The 24,901-nt window shown below is 67.5% G+C and carries 25 protein-coding genes and 1 tRNA gene; 14 read left to right on the top strand and 12 right to left on the bottom strand.

All coding sequences use genetic code 11. From position 1 onward, the window contains the following. Positions 1-88 precede the first annotated feature (88 nt). The 3 genes from OK349_RS10365 to OK349_RS10355 form a co-directional block, all read right to left on the bottom strand. Complete coding sequence (locus tag OK349_RS10365) at positions 89-973, bottom strand: helix-turn-helix domain-containing protein (RefSeq protein WP_265117732.1); 885 nt, start codon at positions 971-973, stop codon at positions 89-91. Between the two features lie 241 nt (positions 974-1,214). Further along, positions 1,215-3,494, bottom strand: coding sequence for a phosphoenolpyruvate--protein phosphotransferase (ptsP, locus tag OK349_RS10360; RefSeq protein ID WP_265117731.1), 2,280 nt, complete (start codon positions 3,492-3,494; stop codon positions 1,215-1,217). 64 nt (positions 3,495-3,558) lie between these two features. After that, a complete protein-coding gene (locus OK349_RS10355; protein WP_265117730.1) occupies positions 3,559-4,578 on the bottom strand; it encodes an NAD(P)H-dependent flavin oxidoreductase in 1,020 nt (339 codons plus the stop codon). Between the two features lie 46 nt (positions 4,579-4,624). Between OK349_RS10355 and OK349_RS10350 the strand changes: the two genes are divergently transcribed. Both OK349_RS10350 and OK349_RS10345 read left to right on the top strand, forming a co-directional pair. Continuing rightward, positions 4,625-5,041 carry a secondary thiamine-phosphate synthase enzyme YjbQ gene (locus OK349_RS10350; protein ID WP_265117729.1) on the top strand — a complete coding sequence of 139 codons (417 nt, stop codon included), beginning with the start codon at positions 4,625-4,627 and terminating at the stop codon, positions 5,039-5,041. 18 nt (positions 5,042-5,059) lie between these two features. Beyond that, on the top strand, positions 5,060-5,302 hold the full coding sequence (locus OK349_RS10345; RefSeq protein ID WP_265117728.1) for a hypothetical protein: 243 nt from the start codon (positions 5,060-5,062) through the stop codon (positions 5,300-5,302). Between the two features lie 4 nt (positions 5,303-5,306). Here the strand turns inward: OK349_RS10345 and OK349_RS10340 are convergent, their stop codons facing one another. Then, positions 5,307-6,566 carry an aspartate kinase gene (locus OK349_RS10340; RefSeq protein ID WP_265117727.1) on the bottom strand — a complete coding sequence of 420 codons (1,260 nt, stop codon included), beginning with the start codon at positions 6,564-6,566 and terminating at the stop codon, positions 5,307-5,309. A 50-nt stretch (positions 6,567-6,616) separates the two neighbouring features. Between OK349_RS10340 and ubiG the strand changes: the two genes are divergently transcribed. Beyond that, the gene (ubiG, locus tag OK349_RS10335; RefSeq protein WP_265117726.1) at positions 6,617-7,348 is read left to right on the top strand and encodes a bifunctional 2-polyprenyl-6-hydroxyphenol methylase/3-demethylubiquinol 3-O-methyltransferase UbiG; all 732 of its coding nucleotides are present in this window, start codon (positions 6,617-6,619) and stop codon (positions 7,346-7,348) included. A 3-nt stretch (positions 7,349-7,351) separates the two neighbouring features. Here the strand turns inward: ubiG and OK349_RS10330 are convergent, their stop codons facing one another. The 6 genes from OK349_RS10330 to OK349_RS10305 form a co-directional block, all read right to left on the bottom strand. Continuing rightward, the gene (locus OK349_RS10330) at positions 7,352-7,774 is read right to left on the bottom strand and encodes a Fur family transcriptional regulator (RefSeq protein WP_265117725.1); all 423 of its coding nucleotides are present in this window, start codon (positions 7,772-7,774) and stop codon (positions 7,352-7,354) included. Between the two features lie 108 nt (positions 7,775-7,882). Beyond that, positions 7,883-8,299, bottom strand: a complete 417-nt coding sequence (locus tag OK349_RS10325) for a Ros/MucR family transcriptional regulator (protein ID WP_265117724.1) — start codon at positions 8,297-8,299, stop codon at positions 7,883-7,885. 109 nt (positions 8,300-8,408) lie between these two features. Then, a complete protein-coding gene (locus OK349_RS10320) occupies positions 8,409-8,813 on the bottom strand; it encodes a GNAT family N-acetyltransferase (protein ID WP_306310662.1) in 405 nt (134 codons plus the stop codon). Between the two features lie 68 nt (positions 8,814-8,881). Then, positions 8,882-9,502 (bottom strand): tRNA (adenosine(37)-N6)-threonylcarbamoyltransferase complex dimerization subunit type 1 TsaB, encoded by a 621-nt coding sequence (gene tsaB, locus OK349_RS10315; RefSeq protein ID WP_265117722.1) that lies wholly within the window; start codon positions 9,500-9,502, stop codon positions 8,882-8,884. After that, entirely contained in the window at positions 9,495-10,085 is a 591-nt protein-coding gene (locus OK349_RS10310; RefSeq protein WP_265117721.1) for a malonic semialdehyde reductase, read from the bottom strand. Before OK349_RS10310 ends, tsaB begins: the two co-directional genes overlap by 8 nt. Next, positions 10,085-10,657: a NifU family protein gene (locus tag OK349_RS10305; RefSeq protein WP_265118579.1), complete on the bottom strand. Its 573-nt coding sequence runs from the start codon at positions 10,655-10,657 to the stop codon at positions 10,085-10,087. Before OK349_RS10305 ends, OK349_RS10310 begins: the two co-directional genes overlap by 1 nt. Positions 10,658-10,819: 162 nt before the next feature. Between OK349_RS10305 and infA the strand changes: the two genes are divergently transcribed. From infA to OK349_RS10280, 5 genes are all read left to right on the top strand, one after another. Next, positions 10,820-11,038: a translation initiation factor IF-1 gene (gene infA, locus OK349_RS10300; protein WP_066578926.1), complete on the top strand. Its 219-nt coding sequence runs from the start codon at positions 10,820-10,822 to the stop codon at positions 11,036-11,038. A gap of 10 nt (positions 11,039-11,048) precedes the next feature. Then, positions 11,049-11,618: a Maf family protein gene (locus OK349_RS10295; protein ID WP_265117720.1), complete on the top strand. Its 570-nt coding sequence runs from the start codon at positions 11,049-11,051 to the stop codon at positions 11,616-11,618. After that, entirely contained in the window at positions 11,611-12,546 is a 936-nt protein-coding gene (locus OK349_RS10290; RefSeq protein WP_265117719.1) for a ribonuclease, read from the top strand. The genes OK349_RS10295 and OK349_RS10290 overlap by 8 nt, the downstream gene beginning before the upstream one ends. Further along, on the top strand, positions 12,543-12,737 hold the full coding sequence (locus OK349_RS10285) for a DNA gyrase inhibitor YacG (RefSeq protein ID WP_265117718.1): 195 nt from the start codon (positions 12,543-12,545) through the stop codon (positions 12,735-12,737). Before OK349_RS10290 ends, OK349_RS10285 begins: the two co-directional genes overlap by 4 nt. A 21-nt stretch (positions 12,738-12,758) precedes the next feature. Next, a tRNA-Phe gene (locus OK349_RS10280) sits at positions 12,759-12,834 on the top strand. 25 nt (positions 12,835-12,859) lie between these two features. Here OK349_RS10280 and OK349_RS10275 read toward each other — a convergent pair. Together OK349_RS10275 and OK349_RS10270 are read right to left on the bottom strand one after the other, a co-directional pair. Continuing rightward, the gene (locus tag OK349_RS10275) at positions 12,860-13,348 is read right to left on the bottom strand and encodes an asparaginase domain-containing protein (protein ID WP_265117717.1); all 489 of its coding nucleotides are present in this window, start codon (positions 13,346-13,348) and stop codon (positions 12,860-12,862) included. Between the two features lie 80 nt (positions 13,349-13,428). Next, entirely contained in the window at positions 13,429-14,334 is a 906-nt protein-coding gene (locus tag OK349_RS10270) for an SH3 domain-containing protein (protein ID WP_265117716.1), read from the bottom strand. Positions 14,335-14,573: 239 nt separating this feature from the next. Here OK349_RS10270 and OK349_RS10265 point away from each other — a divergent pair, with 239 nt between their 5' ends. From OK349_RS10265 to OK349_RS10240, 6 genes are all read left to right on the top strand, one after another. Beyond that, positions 14,574-16,694 carry a polysaccharide lyase 6 family protein gene (locus OK349_RS10265; protein WP_265117715.1) on the top strand — a complete coding sequence of 707 codons (2,121 nt, stop codon included), beginning with the start codon at positions 14,574-14,576 and terminating at the stop codon, positions 16,692-16,694. Continuing rightward, positions 16,691-18,868, top strand: coding sequence for an alginate lyase family protein (locus OK349_RS10260; protein ID WP_265117714.1), 2,178 nt, complete (start codon positions 16,691-16,693; stop codon positions 18,866-18,868). The genes OK349_RS10265 and OK349_RS10260 overlap by 4 nt, the downstream gene beginning before the upstream one ends. Continuing rightward, positions 18,865-20,136 carry an MFS transporter gene (locus OK349_RS10255; protein WP_265117713.1) on the top strand — a complete coding sequence of 424 codons (1,272 nt, stop codon included), beginning with the start codon at positions 18,865-18,867 and terminating at the stop codon, positions 20,134-20,136. Before OK349_RS10260 ends, OK349_RS10255 begins: the two co-directional genes overlap by 4 nt. A gap of 9 nt (positions 20,137-20,145) precedes the next feature. Then, positions 20,146-20,898 (top strand): SDR family NAD(P)-dependent oxidoreductase, encoded by a 753-nt coding sequence (locus OK349_RS10250; protein WP_265117712.1) that lies wholly within the window; start codon positions 20,146-20,148, stop codon positions 20,896-20,898. Further along, positions 20,895-21,746, top strand: coding sequence for a rhamnogalacturonan acetylesterase (locus OK349_RS10245; RefSeq protein ID WP_265117711.1), 852 nt, complete (start codon positions 20,895-20,897; stop codon positions 21,744-21,746). Before OK349_RS10250 ends, OK349_RS10245 begins: the two co-directional genes overlap by 4 nt. Positions 21,747-21,849: 103 nt before the next feature. Further along, positions 21,850-24,741 (top strand): TonB-dependent receptor, encoded by a 2,892-nt coding sequence (locus tag OK349_RS10240; RefSeq protein ID WP_265117710.1) that lies wholly within the window; start codon positions 21,850-21,852, stop codon positions 24,739-24,741. Positions 24,742-24,901 lie beyond the last annotated feature (160 nt).

The raw sequence follows: 24,901 nt of genomic DNA, 5'->3' as shown, positions 1-24,901 counted from the left end.
CAAATGTCCCAATCAAACGCATCGAAATCCCCGCAGGCGTAAACATCCTCAACGCCTTATACATGATATGCCGAATCTGTCGCCACGCTTAAGGGAAGGTGGCGTTTCCAGCCGGTTCGGGGTCGAATGCGGGCTGAAAGGCCGGGACGGCGGCCGGCGTCGCGGTGGCGCCAGGCTGCGGTGTGGTGCCGGCATTCGCGGTACCGCGCGCGCGCAGTGCCTCGGCGCTGATCGGCACGTCCTTGATCGCGCGGCCGGCGGGGCCGAGCGGCGCGACGTCCGATCCGTTGATCGTCACGCGGATCGCCTCGGGCCGGCCGAGATTGATCATGGGGCCATTGGCGCCCGGCGGCACGTCATAGCGCTCGCCCGCCGCCATCTCCTTCTCGAACAGCCGCGTGCCGCTCGCGTCGTAGATGCGGAGCCAGACCGGCTGGGTCGCGGTCAACGTCACTTGCCCACCATTGGCCGGCACCGGCGCGGGCGAGGGCTCGGCGGGCGCTTCAGGGGTAGCCGGCGTCTCGGTCGGCGTCGGCTCCGGCTCGCTGCCTGCGCTGCGGAACAGGTCGGTGCCGTACCACACACCGACCGCCACCAGCAGCAGCGCCGCGATCACCGCGCCGGCCCAGGCGAGACCCCGCGGCGGCTCGCGCACCGGATCCTGCGGATCATAGCTCTCATAGACCTCGCGCGCGGCGAACAGACCCTCGGTCTCGGTGCGCAACTCCCGGGCCAGCGCGACCTCGTCGGCGCCCACGGCGCGGGCATAGGCCTTGACGAAGCCGATCGCATAGGTCGGCGAGGGCAGGCCCGAATAGTCCGAATTCTCGATCGCCTGCAGATGGCGCAGCGGCACGCGGGTGCGCGCGGCGATGTCGGACAGCTCGAGTCCCTGCGCGAGCCGCGCGTCGCGCAGCTTCTCCCCGACCTTCTCGGGGAAGAGCGTCGGGTTCTCGCCGGATTCGCCGTCCATTCAAGTCACTCCGGTCGCATTGGGGTTCACGCCAGGGGGATGCAGGCCGCGGCTGCGGTGTCCACCACCCGTCCCCCGCTGTCAACGCTGGCAAGCCGGAAAATAGGGTCTGTTTCAGCAAAGCTGAAACGTGGGGGAGCGGGCGGAGCAGCCCAAGGTTCCGGCGATGCGAAGCATCGTTGGAATGGCTGCGGAGGGCGGTGCCGTAATTCAGCGAAGCTGAATCCAGCTCAAAACCAAATCAGGCGAGCTCGACGCCATGCTCGTCCGCCCAATTCTCCAGCGCCACACGCATGTCGTGCGGCGGCAGCGCCAGGAACCCGGCCATCGCCCCGACCAGTGCGCCGCGGTCGAGCGTGCGCAGCATCGCCTTGATCGGGCCGACCGCCGCGGGGGTGATCGACAGGCGCTCGATGCCGAGCCCGATCAGCGCCATCGCCTCGAGCGGCCGCCCGCCCATCTCGCCGCACACCGCCAATGGCACGTCGGCGGCATTGGCCTCCAGCGTCACGCGGCGCAGGAAGCGCAGGATCGAGGGCGAGAGCCAGTCGTAGCGCACCGCGAGCTTGGGATGCGCGCGGTCGGCGGCGAACAGGAATTGCGTCAGGTCGTTGGTGCCGACCGACAGGAAATCGATATTGGGCAGCAGGATATCGAGCACCTCGGCCAGCGCCGGCACCTCGAGCATCGCGCCATAGCGGATCTGCAACGGGAGCTTGTTCCCGCGCCCTTCCAGCCACACCCGCTGGCTCTCGAACAGCGCACGCGCCTGGTCGAATTCCCACGGCTCGCTGACCATCGGGAACATGACGTTGAGCGTGCGCCCGGCCGCGGCCTCGAGCAGCGCGCGCGCCTGCACCTTCATCAAGCCTTCGCGGTCGAGCGCCAGGCGCAGCGCGCGCCAGCCCATCGCCGGATTCTCCTCGTCGCCATTCTCGTCATGGTCGAGATAGGGCAGCGCCTTGTCGCCCCCGATATCGACGGTGCGGAACGTCACCGGCCGCTCGCCCGCCGCTTCGAGCACGTCGCGATAGAGGCGGCGCTGCCCCTCGCGCTGGGGCAGGGTGGCGGAGACGAGGAACTGGAATTCGGTGCGGAACAGCCCGATGCCGTCGGCGCCGGTCAGGTCGAGCGCGGCGACGTCGTCGCGGAGGCCCGCATTGACCATCACCGTGACGCGATGCCCGTCCTTGGTGACCGGCGCCTCGTTCTTGAGCGCGGCGAAGGCGGCGCGGCGCTTCTGGGTGATCAGCAGCTTGGCGTCGAACGCTTCCTCCATCGCCGCGGTCGGGCGGATGATCAGCGTGTCCTCGGTCACGTCGACCAGCAGCTTGTCGCCCTCGGCGATCAGGCGGCGGATGTCCTTGACCCGGCCCAGCACCGGCACGCCCATCGCGCGCGCGACGATGGTGACGTGCGCGGTCAGCGATCCTTCCTCGAGCACCACGCCCTTGAGGCGCCGCCGGTCGTATTCGAGCAACTCGGCGGGCCCGAGGTTGCGCGCGATCAGGATTGAATCCTGCCGCAGGCCGAGCTGCGCCGCGGTGCCGAGCTGGCCCGAGACGATGCGCAGCAGCCGGTTGGACAGGTCCTCCAGGTCGTGCATGCGATCGCGCAGCAGCGGATCGTCGATCTGCCGCATGCGCATCCGCGTGCGCTGCTGGACGCGCTCGATCGCCGCCTCGGCGGTGAGGCCGGAGTCGATCGCCTCGTTGATGCGGCGGCTCCAGCCCTCGTCATAGGCGAACATCTTGTAGGTCTCGAGTACCTCCTCATGCTCGCCGCCGCCGCCGAACTCGGCTTGGCTGGTCATGCGGTCGATCTGCTCGCGCATCTTGTCGAACGCGGCATAGACGCGGTGGCGCTCGGCTTCGGTATCCTCGGCGACGGTGTGCTCGATGATGATGCGCGGCTGGTGGAACACCGCGGCGCCCGCCGCCATGCCCTCGACCAGCTTGAAACCGGACACGCGCGCCGTCGCGGTGGATTGCGGGCGCGTCGATCCGCCGCCGCCCGCCGCGTCGATCAGCCCGGCATTGGCGATCAGTTCCGACAGCACCATCGCCACGGTCTGCAGCGCCTCGATCTCGACTTCGTCGTACTTGCGCGGATCGGCATGCTGCACCGCCAGCACGCCCACCGCGCGCTCCTTGCGGATGATCGGCACGCCAGCATAGCTGTGGAAGCGATCCTCACCCGTTTCGGGGCGGTAGGCGAAGTCGGGGTGCGCAGCCGCCTCGTCGAGGTTGAGCGTCTCGACATTCGCCGCGATCGTGCCGGTGAGGCCCTCGCCCAAGGCGAGCTTGGTGACGTGGACCGCCTCCTGCGCCAGCCCGCGTGTGGCGAACAGCTCGAGCACCCCCTCGCGCAGCAGGTAGATCGAGCAGACCTCGCTATGCAGCGCCTCGCCGATGATGTTGACGACCGAGTTCAACTTGGCCTGCGCCGCGGCGCGCGAGGCCATCACGTCGTGCAGCCGTGTCAGGATCTCGCGGGCGGAGGCGGCGGCGGAAACGGGCATGGTATCGCGCTATCAGATCGGCGCGGGCGCGCCAATCGGTTCAACGCGCGGCGAGCGCGGTTCGTCAGGCCGCGCGCTTCTCCAGCGCGTGCGCAGCCTCGGCCATCAGCTGGGCGATGATCTCGGCGACCGGCTCTTCCCTGGTCACCATCCCCACCGACTGGCCCGCCATCAGCGAGCCATTGTCGACATCGCCCTCGATCACCGCGCGGCGCAGCGCGCCCGCCCAGTAATGCTCGATCTGGAGCTGCGCCTCCATCATCTCGACCTTGTTCTCGTCGAGCAGCTGCGCGACTTCGCGCTGCTTGGCGGTGAACAGCTCGGACGAGGCGTTCTTGAGCGCGCGCACCGGGATCACCGGCAGGCGCGGGTCGATCTGCACGCTCGCCACCGCATCGCGGGCCGAGGCGCGGAAGAAGGCCTTCTTGAAATTGGGGTGCGCGATGCTCTCGGTCGCGCAGGCGAAGCGTGTGCCGAGCTGGACCCCCGCCGCGCCCATGTCGAGATAGCCGGCGATCGCCTCGCCGCGCCCGATCCCGCCCGCGACGAACACGGGGAGCTGCTCGGCGACCTCGGGGAGGATCTCCTGCGCCAGCACGCTGGTCGAGACCGGGCCGATATGCCCGCCGGCTTCCATCCCCTCGACCACCAGCGCGTCGACGCCCGAGCGGATCAGCTTCTTGGCGAGGCTGAGCGCCGGCGCGAAGCAGATCAGCTTGGCGCCATTCCCCTTGATCGCGTCGAGGCTACCGGCCGGCGGCAGCCCGCCCGCCAGCACGATATGCGTCACCTGGTGCTTCGCGCATACCTCGATGAGCTCGAACAGCTGCGGGTGCATCGTGATCAGGTTCACGCCGAACGGCTTGCCGGTGAGCGCCTTGGTCCCGGCGATCTCGGCATCGAGCAGCTCGGGCGTCATCGCGCCGCACGCGATCAGCCCGAACCCGCCCGCGTTGGAGATCGCGGAGACGAGGTTGCGCTCGCTCACCCACGACATCGCGCCGCACAGGATCGCCGTCTCGCTGCCGAGGAATGCGCGCCCGCGCGCCATACGGCGCTGAAGCCGCTCTTCACCAATGCTCATGCGCGCGGGCCTAGCCGGGCGAAGCGGTTTCAGGCAAGCAGATGATATGCGGCAGGACATCGGCGAGCTCGTCATCGACACGCCCGGACAGGGGCTGCACGAATTCACCCCGGCGGTGCTGCGCTGGACGGCAGGTACCGGCACCGCCACCGGCCTGCTCACTTTGTTCGTACGCCACACCTCATGCTCACTGCTGATCCAGGAGAATGCCGCTCCGGCCGCGCGCCGCGACCTCGAACGCTGGCTCGCCCGCCTCGCGCCGGAATCCGATGCCTATGAGCATGACGACGAAGGACCCGACGACATGCCCGCCCATCTCCGCGCCGCGATCACCGCGACCTCGCTGACGATCCCCGTGGCGAACGGCACGCCGGCGCTCGGCACCTGGCAGGGCATCTATCTGTTCGAGCATCGCCGCATGGCGCACCGGCGGCGGGTGGCAGTGCATTTGATGGGGGAGTGAGATGATGGGGGAGTGAGAATGCCGGGCGACAGCTACAAGCCAGCGGCCGGAGCGAGTGTCAGATGGGGATGCGTCACCGCTGGGCTGGTCGCAATCTTTGTGATGCCAGCCACGCTTTTTCTGGCGACCTATACGTGTCCGCGCGGCACCAGTTGTCACAGCAATATGCTTATTCTGGTCGGCGCTTTCCTGTTTTGTGCGCTGATCGGCTTTGGCGTTGGTGCCGCCGTCCATGTGCTGACGCGTAACCGCGACAAATAAGCCCTTAAGCCGCCTCGTCCTCCGGCGCATCCAGCCCGTACGCCGTGTGCAGCACGCGCACCGCGAGTTCGGTCTCGTCCTCGTGGATCAGCACGCTCACCTTGATCTCGCTGGTGGTGATGGCGAGGATGTTGATGCGGCGCTCGCCCAGCGTATCGAACATCGTCGCGGCGACGCCGGCATGGCTGCGCATGCCCACGCCCACCACGCTGATCTTGGCGATCTTGGTGTCGTGGATCAGCTCGTCATAGCCGATCGGCGCCTTGGCCTTCTCGAGCACGTCGAGCGCCCGCGCCAGTTCCGCGCGGGGGACCGTAAACGTCACGTCGGTCGAGCCCGTCGCGTGCGCCACATTCTGCACGATCATGTCGACGTTGATCCCGGCCTCGGCCAGCGGGCCGAAGATGTGCGCCACCGCGCCGGGCCGGTCGGGGACGTTGGTGAGCGTCACCTTCGCCTCGTTCTTGTCGTGCGCGATGCCGGTGATCAGCTGGCGTTCCACGTCGTCAATCTCCTCTTCGCCGACGATCAGCGTGCCGCGATGGCCCAGCTCGTCATGCGTATCCTCGAACGAGGAAAGCACGCGCACGCGCACGCCTTCCTTCATCGCCAGGCCGACCGAGCGGGTCTGGAGCACCTTGGCCCCGACGCTCGCCAGCTCCAGCATCTCCTCGTACGTCACCTTGGTGAGCTTGCGCGCCCTCGGCACGATGCGCGGGTCGGTGGTGTAGACACCGTCGACATCGGTATAGATGTCGCAGCGGTCGGCCTTCATCGCCGCCGCCACCGCTACCGCGCTGGTATCCGATCCGCCGCGGCCGAGCGTGGTCACGCGATTGTCGTCGGCCACCCCCTGGAAGCCCGGCACCACCGCGACATTGCCGTCGGCAAGGCTGGCGTTGAGCTCGGCGGTGTCGATCTCGCCGATCCGCGCGCTCGAATGCGCGCTGCTGGTGTGGACCGGCAGCTGCCAGCCGAGCCATGAGCGCGCTGGCACGCCCATCGCCTGCAAGGTGATCGCGAGCAGCCCGCTGGTGACCTGCTCGCCTGAGGACACCACCACGTCATATTCGCGCAGATCGTAGAGCGGCGAAGCTTCCTTGCAGAAACCGACGAGCCGATCGGTCTCGCCGGCCATCGCCGAAACGACGACGGCGACCTGGTTGCCCGCTTCCCACTCGGCCTTGACGCGGCTGGCGACGTTGCGAATCCGCTCGATGCCCGCCATCGACGTGCCACCGAACTTCATCACGATGCGTGCCATCTGTCTTCTGCCCCCTTGGGAAGGTGTGGGCGCGCTGATAAGTGTGGGGGATGGCGATGACAAGCAAAGCAACCATTGACCCGCGTGAAGCTGAGCATTTCGGACGGCTGGCGGCGGACTGGTGGAACCCCAAGGGGTCCTCGGCGATGCTCCACCGCCTCAATCCGCCGCGGCTGCGCTATATCCGCGAGGCGGTCGATGCGCATTGGGGGAGCGATCCCAACGGCTTCACCCCGCTCGCGGGCAAGACCGCACTCGATGTCGGCTGCGGCGCCGGGCTATTGTGCGAGCCGCTCGCCCGGCTCGGCGCGAGCGTCACCGGGATCGATGCCGCGCCCGAGAATATCGGCGCGGCGCGGGCGCACGCCGAGGCTTCGGGGTTGACGATCGACTATCGCGCCGGTGAGTTCGAAGAGATGGCCGCCGGCCGGACCTTCGATCTCGTCACTTCGATGGAGGTGATCGAGCATGTCACCGACCCCGCGGCCTTCGTCGCCGGCCTCGCCGCCGCGCTGGCTCCCGGTGGCCTGATGATCCTCTCCACCCCCAACCGCACGCCGCTGTCGCGGCTGGCGATGATCACCGTGGGCGAGGGGCTCGGCATGATCCCGCGCGGCACGCACGATCACGCCAAGTTCATCACGCCCGACGAGCTGACCGAGATGCTGGCCGCCACCGGCCTCGAGGTGGCTGATCTGCGCGGCCTCAGCTTCTCACCCGTGGCGGGCTTCCACCTGTCCGGCGATACCAGCCTCAACTATCTGCTGACGGCCAGGGCCTGACGTTCAATTCTTCCGGTCGAGCGCGACGCCGTAGAGTTCCATGCGGTGGTCGACGAGGCGGAAGCCCAGGCGTTCGGCGATCTGCTTCTGGAGCAGCTCGAGCTCGGGATCGACGAACTCGATCACCTTGCCCGTCTCGACATCGATCAGATGATCGTGATGCGCTTCGGGCGCGGGCTCGTAGCGCGCGCGGCCATCGCCGAAATCGTGGCGGTCGAGGATCCCTGCCTCCTCGAACAGGCGGACGGTGCGATAGACCGTCGCGATCGAGATGCCGGGATCGATCGCCGAGGCGCGGGCATAGACCTTCTCGACATCGGGATGATCCTCCGCTTCGGAGAGGACGCGGGCGATCACCTTGCGCTGCTCGGTGATGCGGAGGCCCTTCTCATGGCAAAGGGCTTCGAGGTCGATCTTGCGGGCCATGGCGGTGATGTAGCGCTTATGACCGCGGGGGAAAAGGGGACCAGGAAATAGGAAACGCCGACGAGGCCTGGGCCCAGCCGGCGTTCCGCGGATTGACGCTCGCGGCGCTCAGCGCTTGCGGCGCTTGGTGCCGAGGCCGATCTTCTTGGCCAGGCTGCGGCGCTGCTCGGCATAGTTGGGCGCGACCATTGGATAGTCGGCGGGCAGGTTCCACTTGGCGCGATACTGTTCCGGGGTCATCTGATAGTGCGTCATCAGGTGCCGCTTCAGCATCTTGAGCTTCTTCCCGTCCTCGAGGCAGACGATATAGTCGGGCTTGATCGACGAGCGGATCGAAACCGCCGGTTCCTGCTTCTTGGCTTCGGGCTCGGGCGCCTTGGCGCCAAGACCGGCGAGCGCGCCGTGGACATTCGCGATCAGCAACGGGAGGTCCGAAACCGCGACGCTGTTGTTGCTGACGTGCGCGGCGACAATATCGGCAGTTAGCGTGATCAGCGTTTCCTGCATGTCGTTCTGGGCGTCCATTGTGATCCTTTCGAACTGGTGCCGCGGCAGCAAGGTTACACACCGCACGACAGCCTATCGATCGGGAATGGAGCAATTGCAAGTCTAGCTTGAAAGCTGTTCGTCGATTTCACCCGATCTTGAGTGAAAAGGTGTGGGCATCGAACAGTTTGCCCTCTTTTCCGCGATAGTATTCACGCCGCTCACCGATCTTGTCGAAACCTTCGGCGCGATAGAGGCGGACCGCGTCATTGTTGGCGCGTACCTCGAGATGCAGCACCGATGCGCCGCGCTCACGCGAATCGGCGACGATCGAGCGCAGCAGCGCGGTGCCGATGCCACGGCGGCGCATCGCCGGACGAATGGCGAGCAGAAGCAGCTCGGCTTCGTCGGCCGCCGTCCGGGCGAGCGCGAAGCCAGCGGGCTGCGCGCCGCTCCACGCGATGCTGGACCACACACCGGGCAATGCGATCATTCCCATGCACTGGCTGGGGGTCCAGGCTTCGCCGAAGCGCGGATCGAACGCCTCGGCCATGATCGCGTTGATCACTGGCAAGTCGGCTGGGCGTCCATGGACAATCTCGACCAGTTGCGGCGCGGTGCTCATGACCCGAGCGGCTTGGCGTCGGGGGCGCGGCCATAAATGGGGCGGGCCGGGAGTGCGGTGAAGCCGGGCGGAAGCAGCGCGGCGTCGGCAGCGCGCGGCAGGGCCTCGCGCAGGTCGAGTCTGGGGTCGAGCGCGGCGAGGTGGCGAATGCCGTTTCCGATGGCCGGGCGGCCGCCGAGCGCGGCCAGCGCCGCCTCGGGCTGGCGCGAGGCAAAGGGGCCGGTTTCGGCCAGCGGGCGGGTGAAGGCCTGCATGAAGACCTCACCATGTCCGCCTTCGAGGACGACGGCAAGTTCGTCGAGCGCCGGATCGGCGGCGAGTGCGGCGGCAGCGACCAGCGGCAGCGACGAGAAGCCGGTCACCTCCGCCCCCCAGCCGAGCGCGAGGCCGCGCGCGGCGGCGATGCCGACGCGGATGCCGGTGAAGCTGCCCGGACCGCAATCGACGAGGATGCGATCGGCGCGGCCGCCATCGGGGAGCTCCGCGATCATCGGGATCAGCCGCTCGGCATGGCCGCGGCCGACATCCTCGTGCCGCTCGGCGATCACCGTCCCGTCGCGGATCAGCGCGACCGAACAGGCGGCGGTGGCGGTCTCGATGACGAGAGTTTCAGACAATCTTGTTGAACTGCTCGAAGGCCGGCCGCGGGCTGCGGCCGAAGATGCTCGCCGGGTCGCCGCGGCCGATCGTGGCGATGAAATTGGCGTGGACCGAGGGCTGGTCGGCGAAGAAGGCGCGGTCGGTCGCGGCGAAGTCGATCCCCGACATGGGGCCGGTGTCGAAGCCCAGTGCGCGCGCCGCGATCAGCAGATAGGCGCCCTGCAGCGATCCGTTGCGCAGCGCATGGATCTTGCGCGCCTCGGGATCGGGGAACCAGCTCTTCGCGTCGGTGTGCGGGAACAGCCAGGGTAGTTGCTCGTGATAGTCATAGTCCATGCCGATCACCACCGCGGCGGGCGCAACACGGATCTTGGGCGGGTTGGCGCCGGTCGCGCAGTCGGCGAGTTTGTCCTTGGCCTCCTGGCTCAAGCACCACACGAAGCGTGCGGGCTGCATGTTGGCCGAGGTCGGCCCCATCTTGAGCAGCTCGTAGATCGCGCGGATGTCGCCTTCCGTCACCTCGCCCGGCAGATAGCCGTTATAGGTGCGCGCGGTGCGGAAGATCGTATCGAGGCCGGCCTCGTCGAGCGGCGCTCCCATCAAACCGCCCGCACCTCGGTGACTTCGGGGACGTAATATTTGAGCAACTGCTCGATCCCGTTCTTGAGCGTTGCGGTGGAGGAGGGGCAGCCGGAGCAGGCGCCCTGCATCTGGAGGTAAACCTTGCCCTTGTCGAAGCCGCGATAGACGATGTCGCCGCCGTCATTGGCGACCGCGGGGCGGACGCGGGTCTCGATCAGCTCCTTGATCTGGGCGACGATATCGGCGTCTTCGGGATCGTCGGTGAAGACATCCTCGGGCGGAACGGAGAAGCTGGCAGCGGTTCCGGTCCGGAACAGCGGCATGTTCGCGCTGAAATGGTCGAGCAGGATGCCGAGCACATCGGGTTTGAGCCCGGTCCATTCCACGCCAGGCGCGGCGGTGACCGAGATGAAGTCGCGGCCGAAGAATACCCCGGTCACGTCGCCGAGGTTGAACAAGGCATCGGCGAGCGGCGAGGCTTCCGCCTCCTCCGGGGTCGCGAAATCGCGCGTACCGGCATCCATCACGGTGCGGCCAGGCAGGAACTTCAGGGTCGCCGGATTGGGCGTGGCTTCGGTCTCGATCAGCATACCACCCATTTGGGCCCGAACGCGCCCCGCATCAAGCGAACAGCGGGAAACCGATTGTTGCCCGGGGAGGAGCGAAGGTACGCGACGCAGCGCGCGCTTTTCTTTTGGAACAAGGAAGAGTAAGGCACCGCGTCTTTTTTCCGATCATCGCAAGAGGTTTGTTTGGCCAAGGAAGAACTGCTTGAAATGCGCGGCCGCGTGGTGGAACTGCTCCCCAACGCGATGTTCCGCGTCCGGCTCGAGAATGATCACGAGATTCTCGGCCACACCGCCGGCAAGATGCGCAAGAACCGCATCCGCGTTCTGGTGGGCGACGAAGTCCTCGTCGAACTGACGCCTTACGACCTGACCAAGGGCCGCATCACCTATCGCTTCAAATAAGGCCGGGCCGGTGCGGCTGGTCCTGGCCTCCACCTCGCCGCGCCGCCGCGACCTGCTCGCGCGGATCGGGGTCGCGCCCGATCGAATCGCCGCGCCCGATATCGACGAGGAACCGCTCAAGGGCGAATTGCCGCGCGCCTATGTCCAGCGCATCGCGCTCGGCAAGGCGCAGGCGGTCGCGCGCGCGGCGGATGAGATCGTGCTGGCGGGCGACACCACCATCGCCGTTGGCCGCCGCATCCTGGGCAAGCCCGAGGACGAGGCCGACCTGCGCCGCATGCTCGCCCTGCTCTCGGGGCGGCGGCATCATTGCCTGTCGGCGGTGTGCTTGATCGACACGGCAGGCAAAGCGCGGATGCGGCTCAGCGATACGATCGTCACCTTCAAGCGGCTGACCGAAGCCGAAATCGGCCGCTATGTCGCGAGCGGCGAGGGGATGGGCAAGGCGGGCGGCTACGCCATTCAGGGGCGCGCCGAAGCGTTCGTGCGCTTCCTCTCGGGCAGCCATTCGGGCGTGGTCGGGCTGCCGGTGTTCGAGACGCGCGCCTTGCTGGAAAGCGCCGGGTACCCTCTTGGCTGAGTGGCTCTACGAAGCCGGGATCGGCGAGAACCGCGCCGCCCTGGTCGCGCGCGGCGTGATCTGGAAGGCGGCGATCGAGCTACCCGACCTGCGCGCCGGCACGATCGCGCGCGCGCGCCTGGTTGACCGTATCACCGGCAAGATCGCGCTCGAGACTGGCGAGGAGGCGCTGTGCGACCCGCTCCCGCCCGGCATCACGCAGGGCGCGAGCTTCACCGTGCGCATCGTGCGCGAGGCGATCGCCGAGAAGGGCCGCGCCAAGCTGCCCAAAGCGGTGCCCGCCGAGGCGCCGCCGATGCCGGGGCCCGACCTGCTCACCCGGATCAAGGCGACCGACCTGCCGGTGCGGCAGCTGCGCGCGCACGAACCCGACCAGCTCGAAGATGCCGGCTGGTCCGAATTGCTCGAGGAGGCCGCGACCGGCGAGATCGCCTTTGCCGGGGGCGCGCTGCGCATGGCGGTGACGCCGGCCATGACGCTGTTCGACGTCGACGGCCCGGCCCCGCTGGGGGTGCTCTCGATCAGCGCGGCGCATGCGGTCGCCCAGGCGATGGAGCGGATGGAGATCGCCGGATCGGTCGGCATCGACTTCCCGACGCTCGCCAACAAGAACGAGCGCAATGCAGTGGCCGAGGCGATCGACGCTGCATTGCCGCAGCCGTTCGAGCGCACGGCGATGAACGGCTTCGGCTTTCTCCAGGTCGTGCGGCGGCGCACGCGCATGTCGCTGCCCGAGTTGCTCGCCGCGGACCCGGCGGGCGCCGCGCTGCGCGCCGAGCTGCGCCGGCTCGAACGTCTTCCCCCGCCCGCTCCCGATACCCATATGTTGCCTGCCGCCTTGCTGCGGCGCCTGGAGCGCGAGCCGCAATGGCTTGCCGAGCTGCACCGCCGCACGGGCGGGCGCACGCAATTCGTGGAGCAGACGTGAAACGCGACGATTGCCCGATCTGCGGCAACACCCCCGACCCGGCGTTCAAGCCTTTCTGCAGCCGCGGCTGCAAGGACCGCGACCTGTTGCAATGGCTGGGCGAGGGCTATCGCCTGCCCGGCGCGGCGATCGATCCCGATGATGCGGAGGGCGCGCAAAGCGGGCTGGACAGGGGCGAACCCCGCGACTAAGAGCGCCGCTTCCCGCTACGTGCCCGGGTAGCTCAGTTGGTAGAGCATGCGACTGAAAATCGCAGTGTCGGCGGTTCGACTCCGTCCCCGGGCACCATCTCCCCGAGATTGGCGATAACGCCCTAGACCGGTACGAAGCTGTTGCTTGTCCGATCCTTGCGCACGCTACCGGCGGGGAAGATCGTGCCGTTCATCGCGATCCACACGCCCGGGCCAGGCGCGACCTGCACCGTGGCGAAGGCCATGCCGAGGTTGAACGCGGCGTCGCTCTCCGCGAAGCGCGCCGGGGCGAGCGCGCCGAGCAGCGCGATGCGCTTGCCGGGAATGCCGGTGAGCGCCGCGGCGGTCTGCGTCATCGTATCGGTGCCGTGGGTGATGACGATGCGCTGCTCGGGTGCGGCGCGCACTGCCTCGGCGATCGCGGCGCGATCCTCGTCGGTGAGCTCGAGGCTGTCCTTGCGCATCAGCTCGACGATCCGCACGTCGCACGCCGCGCGCGCCACGGCGAGCAGGCGCGAGACGACGCTGTCGCCGATCTGATACTCGCTCAGCGCGTCGAAATAGAGCTTGTCGATCGTGCCGCCGGTGGTGAGGATGAGGATGTCTGCCATGGCGCGCCTATAGCCACGGCGCGTTTCGTAGCAAAGACGGACCGGCTAGCTTGCGCCGCCGGTCCGTTGTCGCGCCGATGTTACCGGCACTGCCCCTGATGACGGATGGTATAGCCTGCCGCCCTCGCCTCGCAGGCATTGGGGAAGGTCCTGTCCTGGCGGCCCGAGCGGGCGCAGACCGGTGCATATTCCCGGGTGCAGGCGCCCTGGGGCGGCATGCCGCTGCCTTCGCCGAAGGCGGGGCGGACCGAACGGAGCCCGCGGCCCGACAGCTCGCTGAGGTTCGAGCAGCTCGGCGTGGTCGAGGTGCAGATGCCGTTATAATTGGTGCCGACGCACAGCTGCCATGCGTCGCGGCTGACGTCGCCGGTGCCGCCGATGACGCGCGCCGAGCGCGCCGGATAGTTGAGGTCTGGCACGGCCACGAGCGTCGAATAGATGTTGCCGCGACAATTGCGCTCGGTGAACATGCGCAGCTCGGAGCGCTTGCCAGGGCCGGGCAGCGGCGGCTGCGGGCCGGTCCAGCCGCCTTGATCGAGCAGGCGGGTCGCGACCCAGCCGCGCCGGTTGCCGGCGGTGACGTTGCACCATTGCGGCTGGCAGCGGACCACGCCGACGCGCGTACCGGGCTGGAGCGTCGCCAGCGCCTGATATTGCGTGCCGGGCCCTGCGCGAAGCTGCGCGCGGCCGGTGACCCGCGCCGTCTCGCGCCCGGCGGGCAGGTTGAGGTTGACCGCCGCCATCCAGCCGGTCCGCCGTCCGAACTGCACGCGGCACCATTCGTCGGCGTTGCAATATTCGAGGGTGAGCGTGGAACCGCGCGGCACGGTGGCGAGGATGCGGGCCTGCGGGTTGGGCGCGGCCTTGAGCGGGGCGTTGTTCTTCGCGGTGATTCGTTGGGACTGCGCCTTACTCGGCGCGATCGCGGTGGCGGCGGTGATTGCAGCGGCGACGGATACGATGCTGAACAATGCGATATTCTGCATGTCTTCTCTCCTTGCCAGGAGCGTCGAGTCCGCGCCTCTTTGCCGTCGATGTCAATGCGCCAGCGAATCGATCGTGGCGAAGATCGCCCACAGCGCACACCTTAAAACATACCAATTTTCGAAAGTGGTCTAATCGTCTCTTGTAGAGTTCATGCCAGTTGATTAGTCCAATCTGCAGAACAGAATCACGGGAGCGGCGGATGCGGGCGGGCGGATCATTGGCACTGGCCATGTTGACGATGGCAGCACCGGCCTTCGCCGCCGATCATCTCGTGCGCGACCAAGGCGCCTATGCCGCCGCGGTCAAGAAGGCGGCGCCGGGCGACCGCATCGTCCTAGCCGACGGGGAGTGGCGCGATTTCCAGATCGTGTTCACCGGCACCGGCATCGCGGACAAGCCGATCACGCTGACCGCGCAGACCCCGGGCAAGGTGGTGATCGCGGGCAAGTCCAACCTGCGCATCGGGGGCAAGCATCTCGTCGTCTCGAACCTCGTCTTCCGTGGTGGCTTCTCGCCGACCAAGGAGCTGATCGCGCTGCGCCGGGATTCGAAGACGATCGCGAGCGACACGCGGCTGACCGGGATCGTCGTCGACAATTTCACCAATCCCGACCGGCGCGCCGAGGATATCTGGGTCGCGATCTATGGTGCCGACAACCGCGTCGACCATTCGTGGTTCGCGGGCAAGGGCAATGCCGGGGTGACGCTTGCGGTGATCCGGCCCAAGGGCCAGCCGCAAGCGAACCGCGCGCGGATCGACCATAATTATTTCGGCCCGCGCCCGCCGCTCGGCTCGAACGGGGGCGAGACGATCCGCATCGGGACGAGCGATGAATCGCTGAGCGATTCGAAGACCGTGATCGAGCGCAACTGGTTCGAGAAATGCGACGGCGAGGTCGAGATCGTCTCGATCAAGTCGGGCGGCAACGTGATCCGGGGGAACATGATCGTCGAGTCGCAGGGCGCGATCGTGCTGCGCCACGGCAACGGCAATCTGGTCGAGCGCAACATCTTCCTCGGCAAGGGCAAGCCGAGCACCGGCGGGATCCGCGTGATCAACCGCGACCAGATGGTGCGCGACAACTATCTGGAGGGAGTGACGGGGACGTCGTTCCTGAGCGCGATCGCGGTGATGAACGGCGTGCCGAATTCGGTGATCAACCGCTACCACCAGGTCGCCAACGCGCGGATCGAGCGCAACTCGATCATCGAGGCGGCGCGGATCACCTTTGGCGCCGGGGCCGATGCCGAACGCACCGCGCCGCCAGTGGACAGCCGGTTCGAGCGCAACCTGATCGTCAATGCCGACGGCAAGGACATCGTGCGCAACGAGGGCGACGTCTCGGGCATCGCGATGGCGGGCAATGTGGCGGGGGCAATGAAGCTCGCGCGCGCCGCCAACGGCTTGCTCTATCCCGCCGATGCGGCGGTGGATGCGGGCGCGCCGCGCGACCTGGTGCCGCTCAAGCGCGAGGAGGCAGGTCCCGACTGGTATGCCAAGGACGCGCCCGCGGCAGCGGCCGGGCGGCAGATCGAGGCGCCGGCACAGGCCGATGCGCTGGCGAAGGCGGTGGCCGCGTCCGCGCCGGGCGACACGATCCGCATGGCGCCGGGGGTGCACCGAGTGCTGGGGCCGGTCGCCGTGGCGCATCCGCTGACGATCGACGGCCCGCGCGAGGCGGTGATCGAGAGCCTGGGCGTGACTTTGTTCCAGCTGTTTCCCGGCGGGAGCCTGACGCTGCGCGGCGTCACCCTGTCCGGCGCCGAGGCGACCGGCACCTCGCGCAACGCGCTGGTGCGTGCGCCGCAGGCGGTGAGCACGTACAATTATCGCGTTACGCTCGACGATGTCTCGGTGCGCGACCTGACCGCGCCGAATTTCGACGTCTATGCCGCGATGCCGGGCACCTTCGCCGAGAAGGTCGAGATCCGCGGATCGAGCTTTGCCAAGGTCAGCGGCGCGGTAGTCGCGGCGGTGTCGGAGACCGGGAGCAAGGGCCTCTACAGCGCCGAGCAGATCGAGATCACCGACAACAGCTTCGCGGAGGTTGCGACGATCGCCGATGTCGCGCGGCTGGGCACCGACGAGAGCACCTTCGGCCCGCGCTTCGTGATGACCGGCAATGCAGTGACGCGCGGCGGGAAGGTGCGCCTCTCCGGCGTGCAGTCTGTCGAGATCGCGCGCAACCGCTTCGCCGAGGCGAGCGGGATCGAGATCGCCAACAGCGTCGGCGCGCCGGTGGTGCGGATTTCCGACAACCGCTTCGCCGCGACGCCCGAGCCCAAGGTGACCAAGCTCTATCCGCAGGGTTCGCCCGATGTTGTTATGGCAGGCAACATCGTGGTGGGGCGGCCGTGATCCGCTTGGTCCTCGCCGCCGCGCTGCTCGCGACCGCCGCGCCTGCCTTCGCGCAGGACGCTGCCGCGCCGGTGCTCGCCAGTACCGAGGCCTATCGCGCGATGGCGGCCGAGGGCGCCCACGCGCCGCTGTTTGCGCGCGAGCTGGCTTCGGCAAAGAGGGCGGTCGAGGCGGGGATGCGCGCCGGGATCGACGTGCCGGTGCCCAAGGATCGCGGCGGCGGGCCGACGCACGAGCGGCACAAGGATAACTACAAGCTGATCCAGCTGGCGGGAACGCTGTACCGGGTGACCGGCGACAAAAGCTACGCCGACTATGTCCGCGACATGCTGCTGGCGTACGCCAAGCTCTATCCGGGGCTGGGCAAGCATCCGGCGGCGGCGAACCAGGTGCCTGGGCGGCTGTTCTGGCAGAGCCTCAACGACAGCGTGTGGCTGGTCCATGCGATCCAGGGTTACGACGCGGTGCGCGGCGACCTGACGCCGGCTGAGCGCAAGACGATCGACGACGACGTGTTCCGCCGCATGGCCGCGTTCCTGACGAGCGAGCCGGCCACCTTCGATCGAATCCATAATCATTCGACCTGGGCCAATGCCGGGGTCGGCATGACTGGCTATGTGCTGCGCGACAAGGTGCTGGTGGAGCAGGCGCTCAAGGGCAGCGACCGTAGCGGCAAGGTCGGCTTCCTGCGCCAGCTCGACCTGCTCTTCTCGCCCGACGGCTATTATGCCGAGGGGCCTTACTATCAGCGCTATGCGCTCCAGCCCTTCGTGGTGTTCGCACAGGCGATCGCGGACAATGAGCCAAGCCGCAAGATCTTCGACTATCGCGACGGGATCGTGCTCAAGGCGATCCGCACCGCGGTGCAGACCACCTATGCGGGCTATTTCTTCCCGATCAACGACGCGATGCCCGACAAGAGCCTCAAGACTGAGGAGCTCTATCAGGGCGTGGCGATCGGCTATGCCGCGAGCGGCGACGCCGGGCTGCTCGGGATCGCGCGATGGCAGGGCAAGGTCGCGCTGTCGCCGCAAGGCTTCGCGGTGGCGCGCGACATCGCGGCGGGCAAGGCGAAGCCGTTCGCCTTCGCCTCGACGCTGCTGCGCGACGGGCCCGAGGGCAAGGACGGCGCGCTCGCGATCCTGCGTTCCGGGCCCGACGAGAAGGCGCAAGTCGTCGTCGCCAAGAACACCGCGCAGGGCATGGGCCACGGCCATTTCGACAAGCTCAACTGGCTGCTCTACGACAATGGCAATGCGATCGTGACCGATTATGGCGCGGCGCGCTTCCTCAACATCGAGGCCAAGGACGGCGGGCGCTACCTGCCCGAGAATGACAGCTGGGCGCAGCAGACGATCGCGCACAACACGCTGGTGGTGAACGAGACCAGCCATTTCGAGACCAGGCTCGCGCCGGCTGAGAAGGTCGCGCCGGTGCAACTCGCATTCAAGGGTGAGGGACCGGCGCGCTGGTCGATCGGCGAGATGGCGGGCGCCTATCCCGGCGTGACCTTCCGCCGCGGGCTGGTGCAGATCGAGACGGGCAAGGGCTCGCCTTTGGTGCTCGACCTGCTCACCGTGAAGAACGCGGGCAAGGCGACCTACGACCTGCCGCTCCACTTTGCCGGGCACATCATCGATACCGATTTGAAGCTCGCCTCGAACGTCGCGGCACGGCCGGTGCTGGGCAAAGCCAATGGCTATCAGCATCTCTGGGTCGATGCGACCGCGGCGCTCGCCAACGGGCAGGGCCGCGTCACCTGGATCACGGACGGGCGCTTCTACACCTATCGCATGGCGACCGCAGGCGCGCAGGTGATCCTCGCCGAGAGCGGCGCCAACGACCCACGCTTCAACCTGCGCCGCGAGCCGGTGGTGATCCAACGGATCGAGGGCGCGGGCGACGCCGCGTTCCTGAGCCTGATCGAACCGCACGGCCGCTACGACGCGGCGACCGAGACCACCACCAACAGCCGCAGCGCGGTCACCGGCCTGACCGTGGCCGAGGCCGGCGGTGCGCGTATCGCGACGATCGCGCTCGTCGGCGGCAAGCAGATCCTGGTCGCGATCGCGGCCGATACGACGGCGGACAAGGCGCACAGCGTCACCGTGAGCGGGCGCAAGCTCGAATGGCGCGGACCGGTGGGCCGGTTCGACGGAGAGGCAAGCAAATGAAATCGGGTTTCCGCTGGTGGATCATCGCGCTGATCGCGCTCGCGACCGTGATCAATTACATCGACCGCAACGCGCTCGCGGTGATGTGGCCCGAGGTCGCCAAGGACATCGGCGCCGACAAGGAAGACTATGCCCTGCTGGTGACCATCTTCATGGTCTTCTACGCGCTCGGCCAGTCGCTGTTCGGCAAGATCTTCGACGTGGTCGGCACGCGCATGGGCTTCGCCATCTCGATCATCGTGTGGTCGCTGTCGATCGCCGCGCACAGCTTCGTGCGTTCGATGGCGATGCTCGGGCTGTTGCGCGCGACGCTCGGCATCAGCGAGGCGGGCAACTGGCCCGGCGCGGCCAAGGCCAACGCGACCTGGTTCCCGCGCTCGGAGCGCGCTTTCGCGCAGGGCATCTTCAACGCCGGCGCGTCGCTCGGCGCGATCGTGTCGGCGCCGCTCGTGGCCGTGCTGTTCGGCTTCGTCGGCTGGCGCACCACCTTCCTGATCGTCGGTATCCTCGGCTTCCTGTGGCTGCTGCCGTGGCTGTGGGTCTACAAGTCCGACCCCGACGCGCACCCTTGGCTGAGCCAGGCCGAGCGCGAACATATCCTGGGCGCGAACGAGCGTGTCGATGCCGACGCCAAGCCGGACGGCTACGCCCCGTCGATGGGCCAGCTGCTGCGCCATCGCCAGGCCTGGGCGGTGATGGCCGGGCGCTTCTTCCTCGATCCGATCTGGTGGCTGTTCGTCTCGTGGCTGCCGATCTACCTCAACGAAAGCTTCGGCTTCGACGTCAAGCAGATCGGCATGTTCGCCTGGGTGCCGTTCGTCGGCGCGATGGCGGGCTCGCTCTCGGGCGGATGGCTGTCGGGCAAGCTGATCCAGCGCGGCTGGAGCGCGGACAAGGCGCGCAAGACGGCGATCACGCTCGGCTGCGTGATCATGCTGCCGGCGCTGCTGCTCACCGCGACGGCATCGACGCCGCTCTATGCGGTGCTGCTGATCGCGGCGATCCTGTTCGGCTTCCAGGTCGCGATCAACAACATCCAGACCTTGCCGAGCGACTGGTTCGCCGGCGGCGCGGTCGGCTCGCTCGCCGGGATCAGCGGCACCGCCGCGGTCGCGGGCACGCTGATCACCACCTGGCTGGTGCCGGCGATGACCAAGGCGAGCTTCGCGCCGATCTTCATCCTGGGCGCGGCGTTGGTGCCGCTCTCGCTTCTTTCCATCTGGCTCGGCGGCCGGATCGAACCCGTTCAACCCAAGACCAACGACTAAGGGGTATTCATGCGTTTCAAGGACAAGGTTGCCGTCGTCACCGGCGGTGGGCGCGACATCGGCAAGTCGATTTCGCTGCGTCTCGCCAGCGAGGGCGCGAAGGTCGTCATCAACTATCGCAGCGACGAGGCCGCGGCCAAGGCGACGCTCGATGCGATCGAGGCCGCTGGCGGCACCGGCCTGCTCGCGCGCGCCGACGTGACCAAGGCCGACGAGGCGGCGTGGCTGGTCAAGGCCGCGACCGAGGCGTTCGGCGGCAAGATCGACGTGCTGGTCAACTGCGCGGGCGGGATGGTGGCTCGCAAGACGCTCGCCGAGATGGACGAGGCGTTCTTCGACACGGTGATGGACCTGAACCTCAAGTCCGCCTTCCTCGTCACCAAGGCGGCGCTGCCGCACCTCGGCGAGGGCGCGGCGATCGTCAACATCGCCTCGCAGGCCGGGCGCGATGGCGGCGGGCCGGGCGCGAGCGTCTATGCCGCGTCCAAAGGCGCGCTGATGACGATCACGCGCAGCTGGGCGAAGGAGCTGGGGCCGCAAGGGATCCGCGTCAACGCGCTGTGCCCGGGGCTGATCGGCACGTCGTTCCACGACATCTTCTCCAAGCCCGAGGGCCGTGCCGCGGTCGCTGGCAACACCCCGCTGCGCCGCGAGGGACATCCCGACGAGGTCGCGGCGGCGGTCGCTTTCCTCGCTTCGGGCGATGCTTCGTTCCTCACCGGCACGAACGTCGACATCAACGGCGGGCTGTTCTTCTCGTGAGCCGGCTTGTGCTCGCCGCCGCCGTGCTGGCCGTGGCTTCGCCCGCGCTAGCGCAGCAGGCGCGCGAGCGCACCGATGCGCCGCCGATCGAGCCGTACAAGATCATACTGGTCGGGGATTCGACGATGGCGGTCGGCAGTGGCTGGGCGTCGATGTTCTGCGCACGGCATGTCAAATCGTCGACCGCGTGCCTCAATCTCGGGCGCGGCGGGCGTTCGACGCGCAGCTACCGCCAGGAAGGCTCGTGGCCGATCGCGCTCGCCGAGGCCAAGGTGGCGGGATACAAGGCGACCTATGTCCTGATCCAGTTCGGCCATAACGACCAGTCGAGCGCCCCCGAGCGCTGGACCGAGCAGGGCACCGAGTTCCCGGCGAACCTCGCCCATATGGTCGAGGAGGTCCGCGCAGCGGGCGCGGTGCCTGTGCTGGTGACGCCGCTGGCGCGCCGCCAGTTCAAGGACGGCAAGCTCGATAACACGCTCGAGAGCTGGTCGGAGCAAGTGCGCAAGGTCGCCACCGCGACCAACACGCCGCTGGTCGATCTCAACCGGCGCAGCGCGGCGGTAGTGCAGAAGCTGGGGGCCGAGGAGTCGATGGCGCTCGCGCAAACCGAGCCCACCGCCGAGGAGCGCGCCGCTGCCAAGACCGGCACCACGCTCAAGCCGCGTTCGGCGGAAGAGGCGCGCTTGCCCGACCTGCCGGTCAAGCCCGGCGGACCGCGCGGCCAGCATACGCGCAAGTTCGACTACACCCATCTCGGCGAGACCGGGGCGGGCGTGTTCGCCAAGCTGGTGGCGGACGACCTGGCGCGCGCGGTCCCGGCACTGGCATCGCAGCTCGTACCATAATTGGTAGGACCAATTTACCGGTAAAGGCATAAGAGATCGGTTGACAATTATTGGTCAACCGGCAAACAGTGTATCGACAAGATTGGACTCAGGGAGAGGACGAATGGGTAAGCCGGCCAATGCCGAGCGTTCGGCACGTGCGCGTCGCGCATGGCTGATGGGAAGCGCGGCGCTGTCGCTGCTCGCCGCGACGCAGGCGATGGCACAGGACCAGGCGCCTCCCGCCGAAGCCGCGCCGGCGGACGAGGAAGAGATCGTCATTTCCGGCATCCGCGAGACAATCCAGACCTCGATCGCGACCAAGCGCAACGAGACGGCGATCGTCGACGCGCTCTCGTCGGACGATATCGGCGACCTGCCCGCGCTCTCGGTCGGCCAGGCGATCCAGACGATTACCGGCGCGACCACCCATCGTGAGAAGGGCGATGCCTCGGAGATCGCGCTGCGCGGCCTCGGCCCGTTCCTCAGCAACTCGACCTTCAATGGCCGTGAGGCGACCAACGGCAGCGGCGACCGCTCGGTCAACTACAACCAGTTCCCGTCAGAGCTGATCAACGAGATCAAGATCTACAAGTCGCAGCAGGCCGACCTGATCGAGGGCGGCGTCGCCGGCACGATCGAGCTCGGTACGCTCCGTCCGCTCAGTGTGAACGGCAGGCGCATCCAGGCGGAATTGAAGGGCAATTTCAGCCCCTATGGCGACCGCATCGTCGGCAGCGGCGGGCTCGGCTATCGCGTGACCGCCAGCTATGTCGACCAGTTCGACCTGGGCGGGCTCGGCCGGCTCGGCATTTCGCTCGGCTATCAGCGCAACGAAGGCAGCAACCCCGAGGAGACGGTCGCGGGCAGCTCGACCTGGACCGCCTGCTCGCCCACCGTCGTCGCCAACGGCACCTGCACCGAAGTAACGCGCGCCCAAGCCTTGGCAGGGGCGCCCTTCTACCTCGTCCCCAACTCGATGGCATGGCGCCAGATCAGCGAGGACGACAAGCGCGACGCGTTCTTCGGCGCGATCCAGTGGCAGCCGAGCGACCGGTTCGAGCTCAACATCGACGTGCAATATTCCGACCGCACCTTCGTCGAGAACCGGCGCGACCTCAACATCTCGGAGATGCGCTTCGGGCTGACCAACGTGGTCTTTGACGAGAACCACGTGCTGCGCAGCTTCAACGGCTTGTCCGCGCTCGAATCCACCGCATCCGAGCTGTCGCGGTCGGAAGAGTATCTGGGCGGCGGGGCGCAGATCAAATGGCAGCCCATCGATCGCCTGACGCTCACCGCCGACGCCTCCTTCTCGCGCACCATCCGCACCGAGATCGAACGCAACGCGCGGCTGCGCACCGATCCGTTCGACGTCAACAACACGCGTAATTTCTTCGCCACGGCGCCGTTCGGGACCAGCAGCATGCGCGTACCGTACAGCTTCTCGCTGCCCGAGGGCGAATTCGTGCCGCGCGTGACGATCGATCCGCGCTTCAACCTCAACAATCACAATCTGTTCTGGGACGATGCGCGCATGCGCCGCGACGAGAGCCGGCGTCACAACGAGATCATCGCTGGCCGGTTCGATGCGCGCTACGAGTTCGGCGGCTTCCTCGATGCCCTGTCGGTCGGCGGGCGCATCTCCGAACTGACCTTCAACGACTATGACGACCGCAAGGAGTTCAACCTCAACCCGGCGATGACCGAGGACCGGCGCATCAACAACCTCTGCCGCGTACGCGCCTTCCCGCAGACCAACTTCCTCAAGGCAGCGGAAGGCAACACGATCACCAGCTGGGCGACCTTCGACCCCGACTGCCTGTTCCGCGAATATACCGGCAGCGTCGATCCGGGGCGCAACGCCGACACGCGCGCGGTGGCCAACCGCGACGTGACCGAGCGGGTCTATGCCGGCTACATCATGGGCGAGTATCGCGGCGATCTCGGCAGCCTGCCGGTGCGCGGCAATTTCGGCGTGCGCGTGGTGCGGACCGAGGTCACCTCGGTCGGCTTGCGCAGCGACCTCGACGTCGTGACCAACCCCGATGGCAGCATCCGCCTGGTCGAATCCGGCGACTTCACCAATGTCGTGATCGAGAATGCGACGACGCGCGCCCTGCCGAGCCTCAACGCGATCTTTGACCTCAAGGACGACCTGCTGCTGCGCGCGGCGGTCTATCGCGCGATGTCGCGTCCAGCGCCGAGCAGCCTCGGCGCGGGCCGTTCGATCGTGCTCGAGAGTGGCACCTCGTTTACCTCGATCGAGGACGCGATCAGGAACATCACCGCCAACGGCAGCCCGCGGCTCGAGCCGCTGATGTCGTGGAACGGCGACCTCGCGCTCGAATGGTACCCCAACCGCGACACCCTCCTGTCGGGCACGGTCTACTATAAGCAGTTCAGCGGCGGGTTCATCCCGGTGGTGATCGACGAGCAGTTCACGATCGGCGGGCAGCAGATCACCGTGCCCGTGACGCAGACCCAGAACAGCGACGACAAGAGCCGCATCTGGGGCCTCGAAGTCACCGCCGCGCACCGCCTGAGCTGGCTGCCCAAGCCGCTCGACGGCCTTGGCTTCAAAGTCAGCTACAATTATGCCGATTCGGACTTCAAGACGCACGACATCCGGCTGGGCGATGTAGTCGATGCGGTGACCGGCGATATCACGCCGGGGATCATCCCGCCCGCCAACATCAGCGGCTATTCGAAGCACGTGCTGTCGGCCCAGGCCTATTACGAGATCGGTCCGCTGTCGGTGCAGGGCATCTACAACTACCGGTCGAACTATTATCAGGACTTTGTCGGCGGCAACACGCAGCTGCGTTACGTCGAGGACAATGAGACGTTCGACCTGCGCGCGACGCTCAACCTGATGAAGAACGTGTCGCTGCGGTTCGAGGCGATCAACATCTTCGACGAGCCCAAGGCGACCTACATGCCGGTGCAGGGCAGTTCGCGCCAATATCACTATTACGGCCCGCGCTACTTCATCGGCGCGCGCGTCCGGCTCTAGTCCCGGTCGGCCATGCCGATACCGCGCCGGCCCGCGTCCTTTCCGTCCATCCGCCCCTCCTCCCGGCGGGCCGACGGAGCGGGCGCGGGCCGCTCGCATGTGCTTGCGCTTTGGCGCGCAGGCAATAAGGATCGGGTGATGCGAATTGGTGAGGACCGCC

It is taken from the genome of Sphingomonas sp. BT-65 (genome assembly GCF_026107375.2).
Lineage (GTDB): Bacteria > Pseudomonadota > Alphaproteobacteria > Sphingomonadales > Sphingomonadaceae > Sphingomonas.
Note: the sequence above shows the minus strand (reverse complement) of the source record. Positions and strands in the feature narration are given on the sequence as shown.

Bases quoted from the DNA above. Each gene is read 5' to 3' on its own strand.
- ubiG (WP_265117726.1), top strand. From the start codon at position 6,617: ATGGCGATGACAAGCAAAGCAACCATTGACCCGCGTGAAGCTGAGCAT.
- OK349_RS10250 (WP_265117712.1), top strand. From the start codon at position 20,146: ATGCGTTTCAAGGACAAGGTTGCCGTCGTCACCGGCGGTGGGCGCGAC.
- OK349_RS10345 (WP_265117728.1), top strand. From the start codon at position 5,060: ATGCCGGGCGACAGCTACAAGCCAGCGGCCGGAGCGAGTGTCAGATGG.
- OK349_RS10240 (WP_265117710.1), top strand. From the start codon at position 21,850: ATGGGTAAGCCGGCCAATGCCGAGCGTTCGGCACGTGCGCGTCGCGCA.
- OK349_RS10350 (WP_265117729.1), top strand. From the start codon at position 4,625: ATGCGGCAGGACATCGGCGAGCTCGTCATCGACACGCCCGGACAGGGG.
- OK349_RS10355 (WP_265117730.1), bottom strand. From the start codon at position 4,578: ATGAGCATTGGTGAAGAGCGGCTTCAGCGCCGTATGGCGCGCGGGCGC.
- OK349_RS10325 (WP_265117724.1), bottom strand. From the start codon at position 8,299: ATGGACGCCCAGAACGACATGCAGGAAACGCTGATCACGCTAACTGCC.
- OK349_RS10265 (WP_265117715.1), top strand. From the start codon at position 14,574: ATGGCAGCACCGGCCTTCGCCGCCGATCATCTCGTGCGCGACCAAGGC.
- OK349_RS10270 (WP_265117716.1), bottom strand. From the start codon at position 14,334: ATGCAGAATATCGCATTGTTCAGCATCGTATCCGTCGCCGCTGCAATC.
- OK349_RS10310 (WP_265117721.1), bottom strand. From the start codon at position 10,085: ATGGGAGCGCCGCTCGACGAGGCCGGCCTCGATACGATCTTCCGCACC.
- ptsP (WP_265117731.1), bottom strand. From the start codon at position 3,494: ATGCCCGTTTCCGCCGCCGCCTCCGCCCGCGAGATCCTGACACGGCTG.
- OK349_RS10330 (WP_265117725.1), bottom strand. From the start codon at position 7,774: ATGGCCCGCAAGATCGACCTCGAAGCCCTTTGCCATGAGAAGGGCCTC.
- OK349_RS10365 (WP_265117732.1), bottom strand. From the start codon at position 973: ATGGACGGCGAATCCGGCGAGAACCCGACGCTCTTCCCCGAGAAGGTC.
- OK349_RS10305 (WP_265118579.1), bottom strand. From the start codon at position 10,657: ATGCTGATCGAGACCGAAGCCACGCCCAATCCGGCGACCCTGAAGTTC.
- OK349_RS10320 (WP_306310662.1), bottom strand. From the start codon at position 8,813: ATGGCCGAGGCGTTCGATCCGCGCTTCGGCGAAGCCTGGACCCCCAGC.
- OK349_RS10275 (WP_265117717.1), bottom strand. From the start codon at position 13,348: ATGGCAGACATCCTCATCCTCACCACCGGCGGCACGATCGACAAGCTC.
- OK349_RS10255 (WP_265117713.1), top strand. From the start codon at position 18,865: ATGAAATCGGGTTTCCGCTGGTGGATCATCGCGCTGATCGCGCTCGCG.
- OK349_RS10340 (WP_265117727.1), bottom strand. From the start codon at position 6,566: ATGGCACGCATCGTGATGAAGTTCGGTGGCACGTCGATGGCGGGCATC.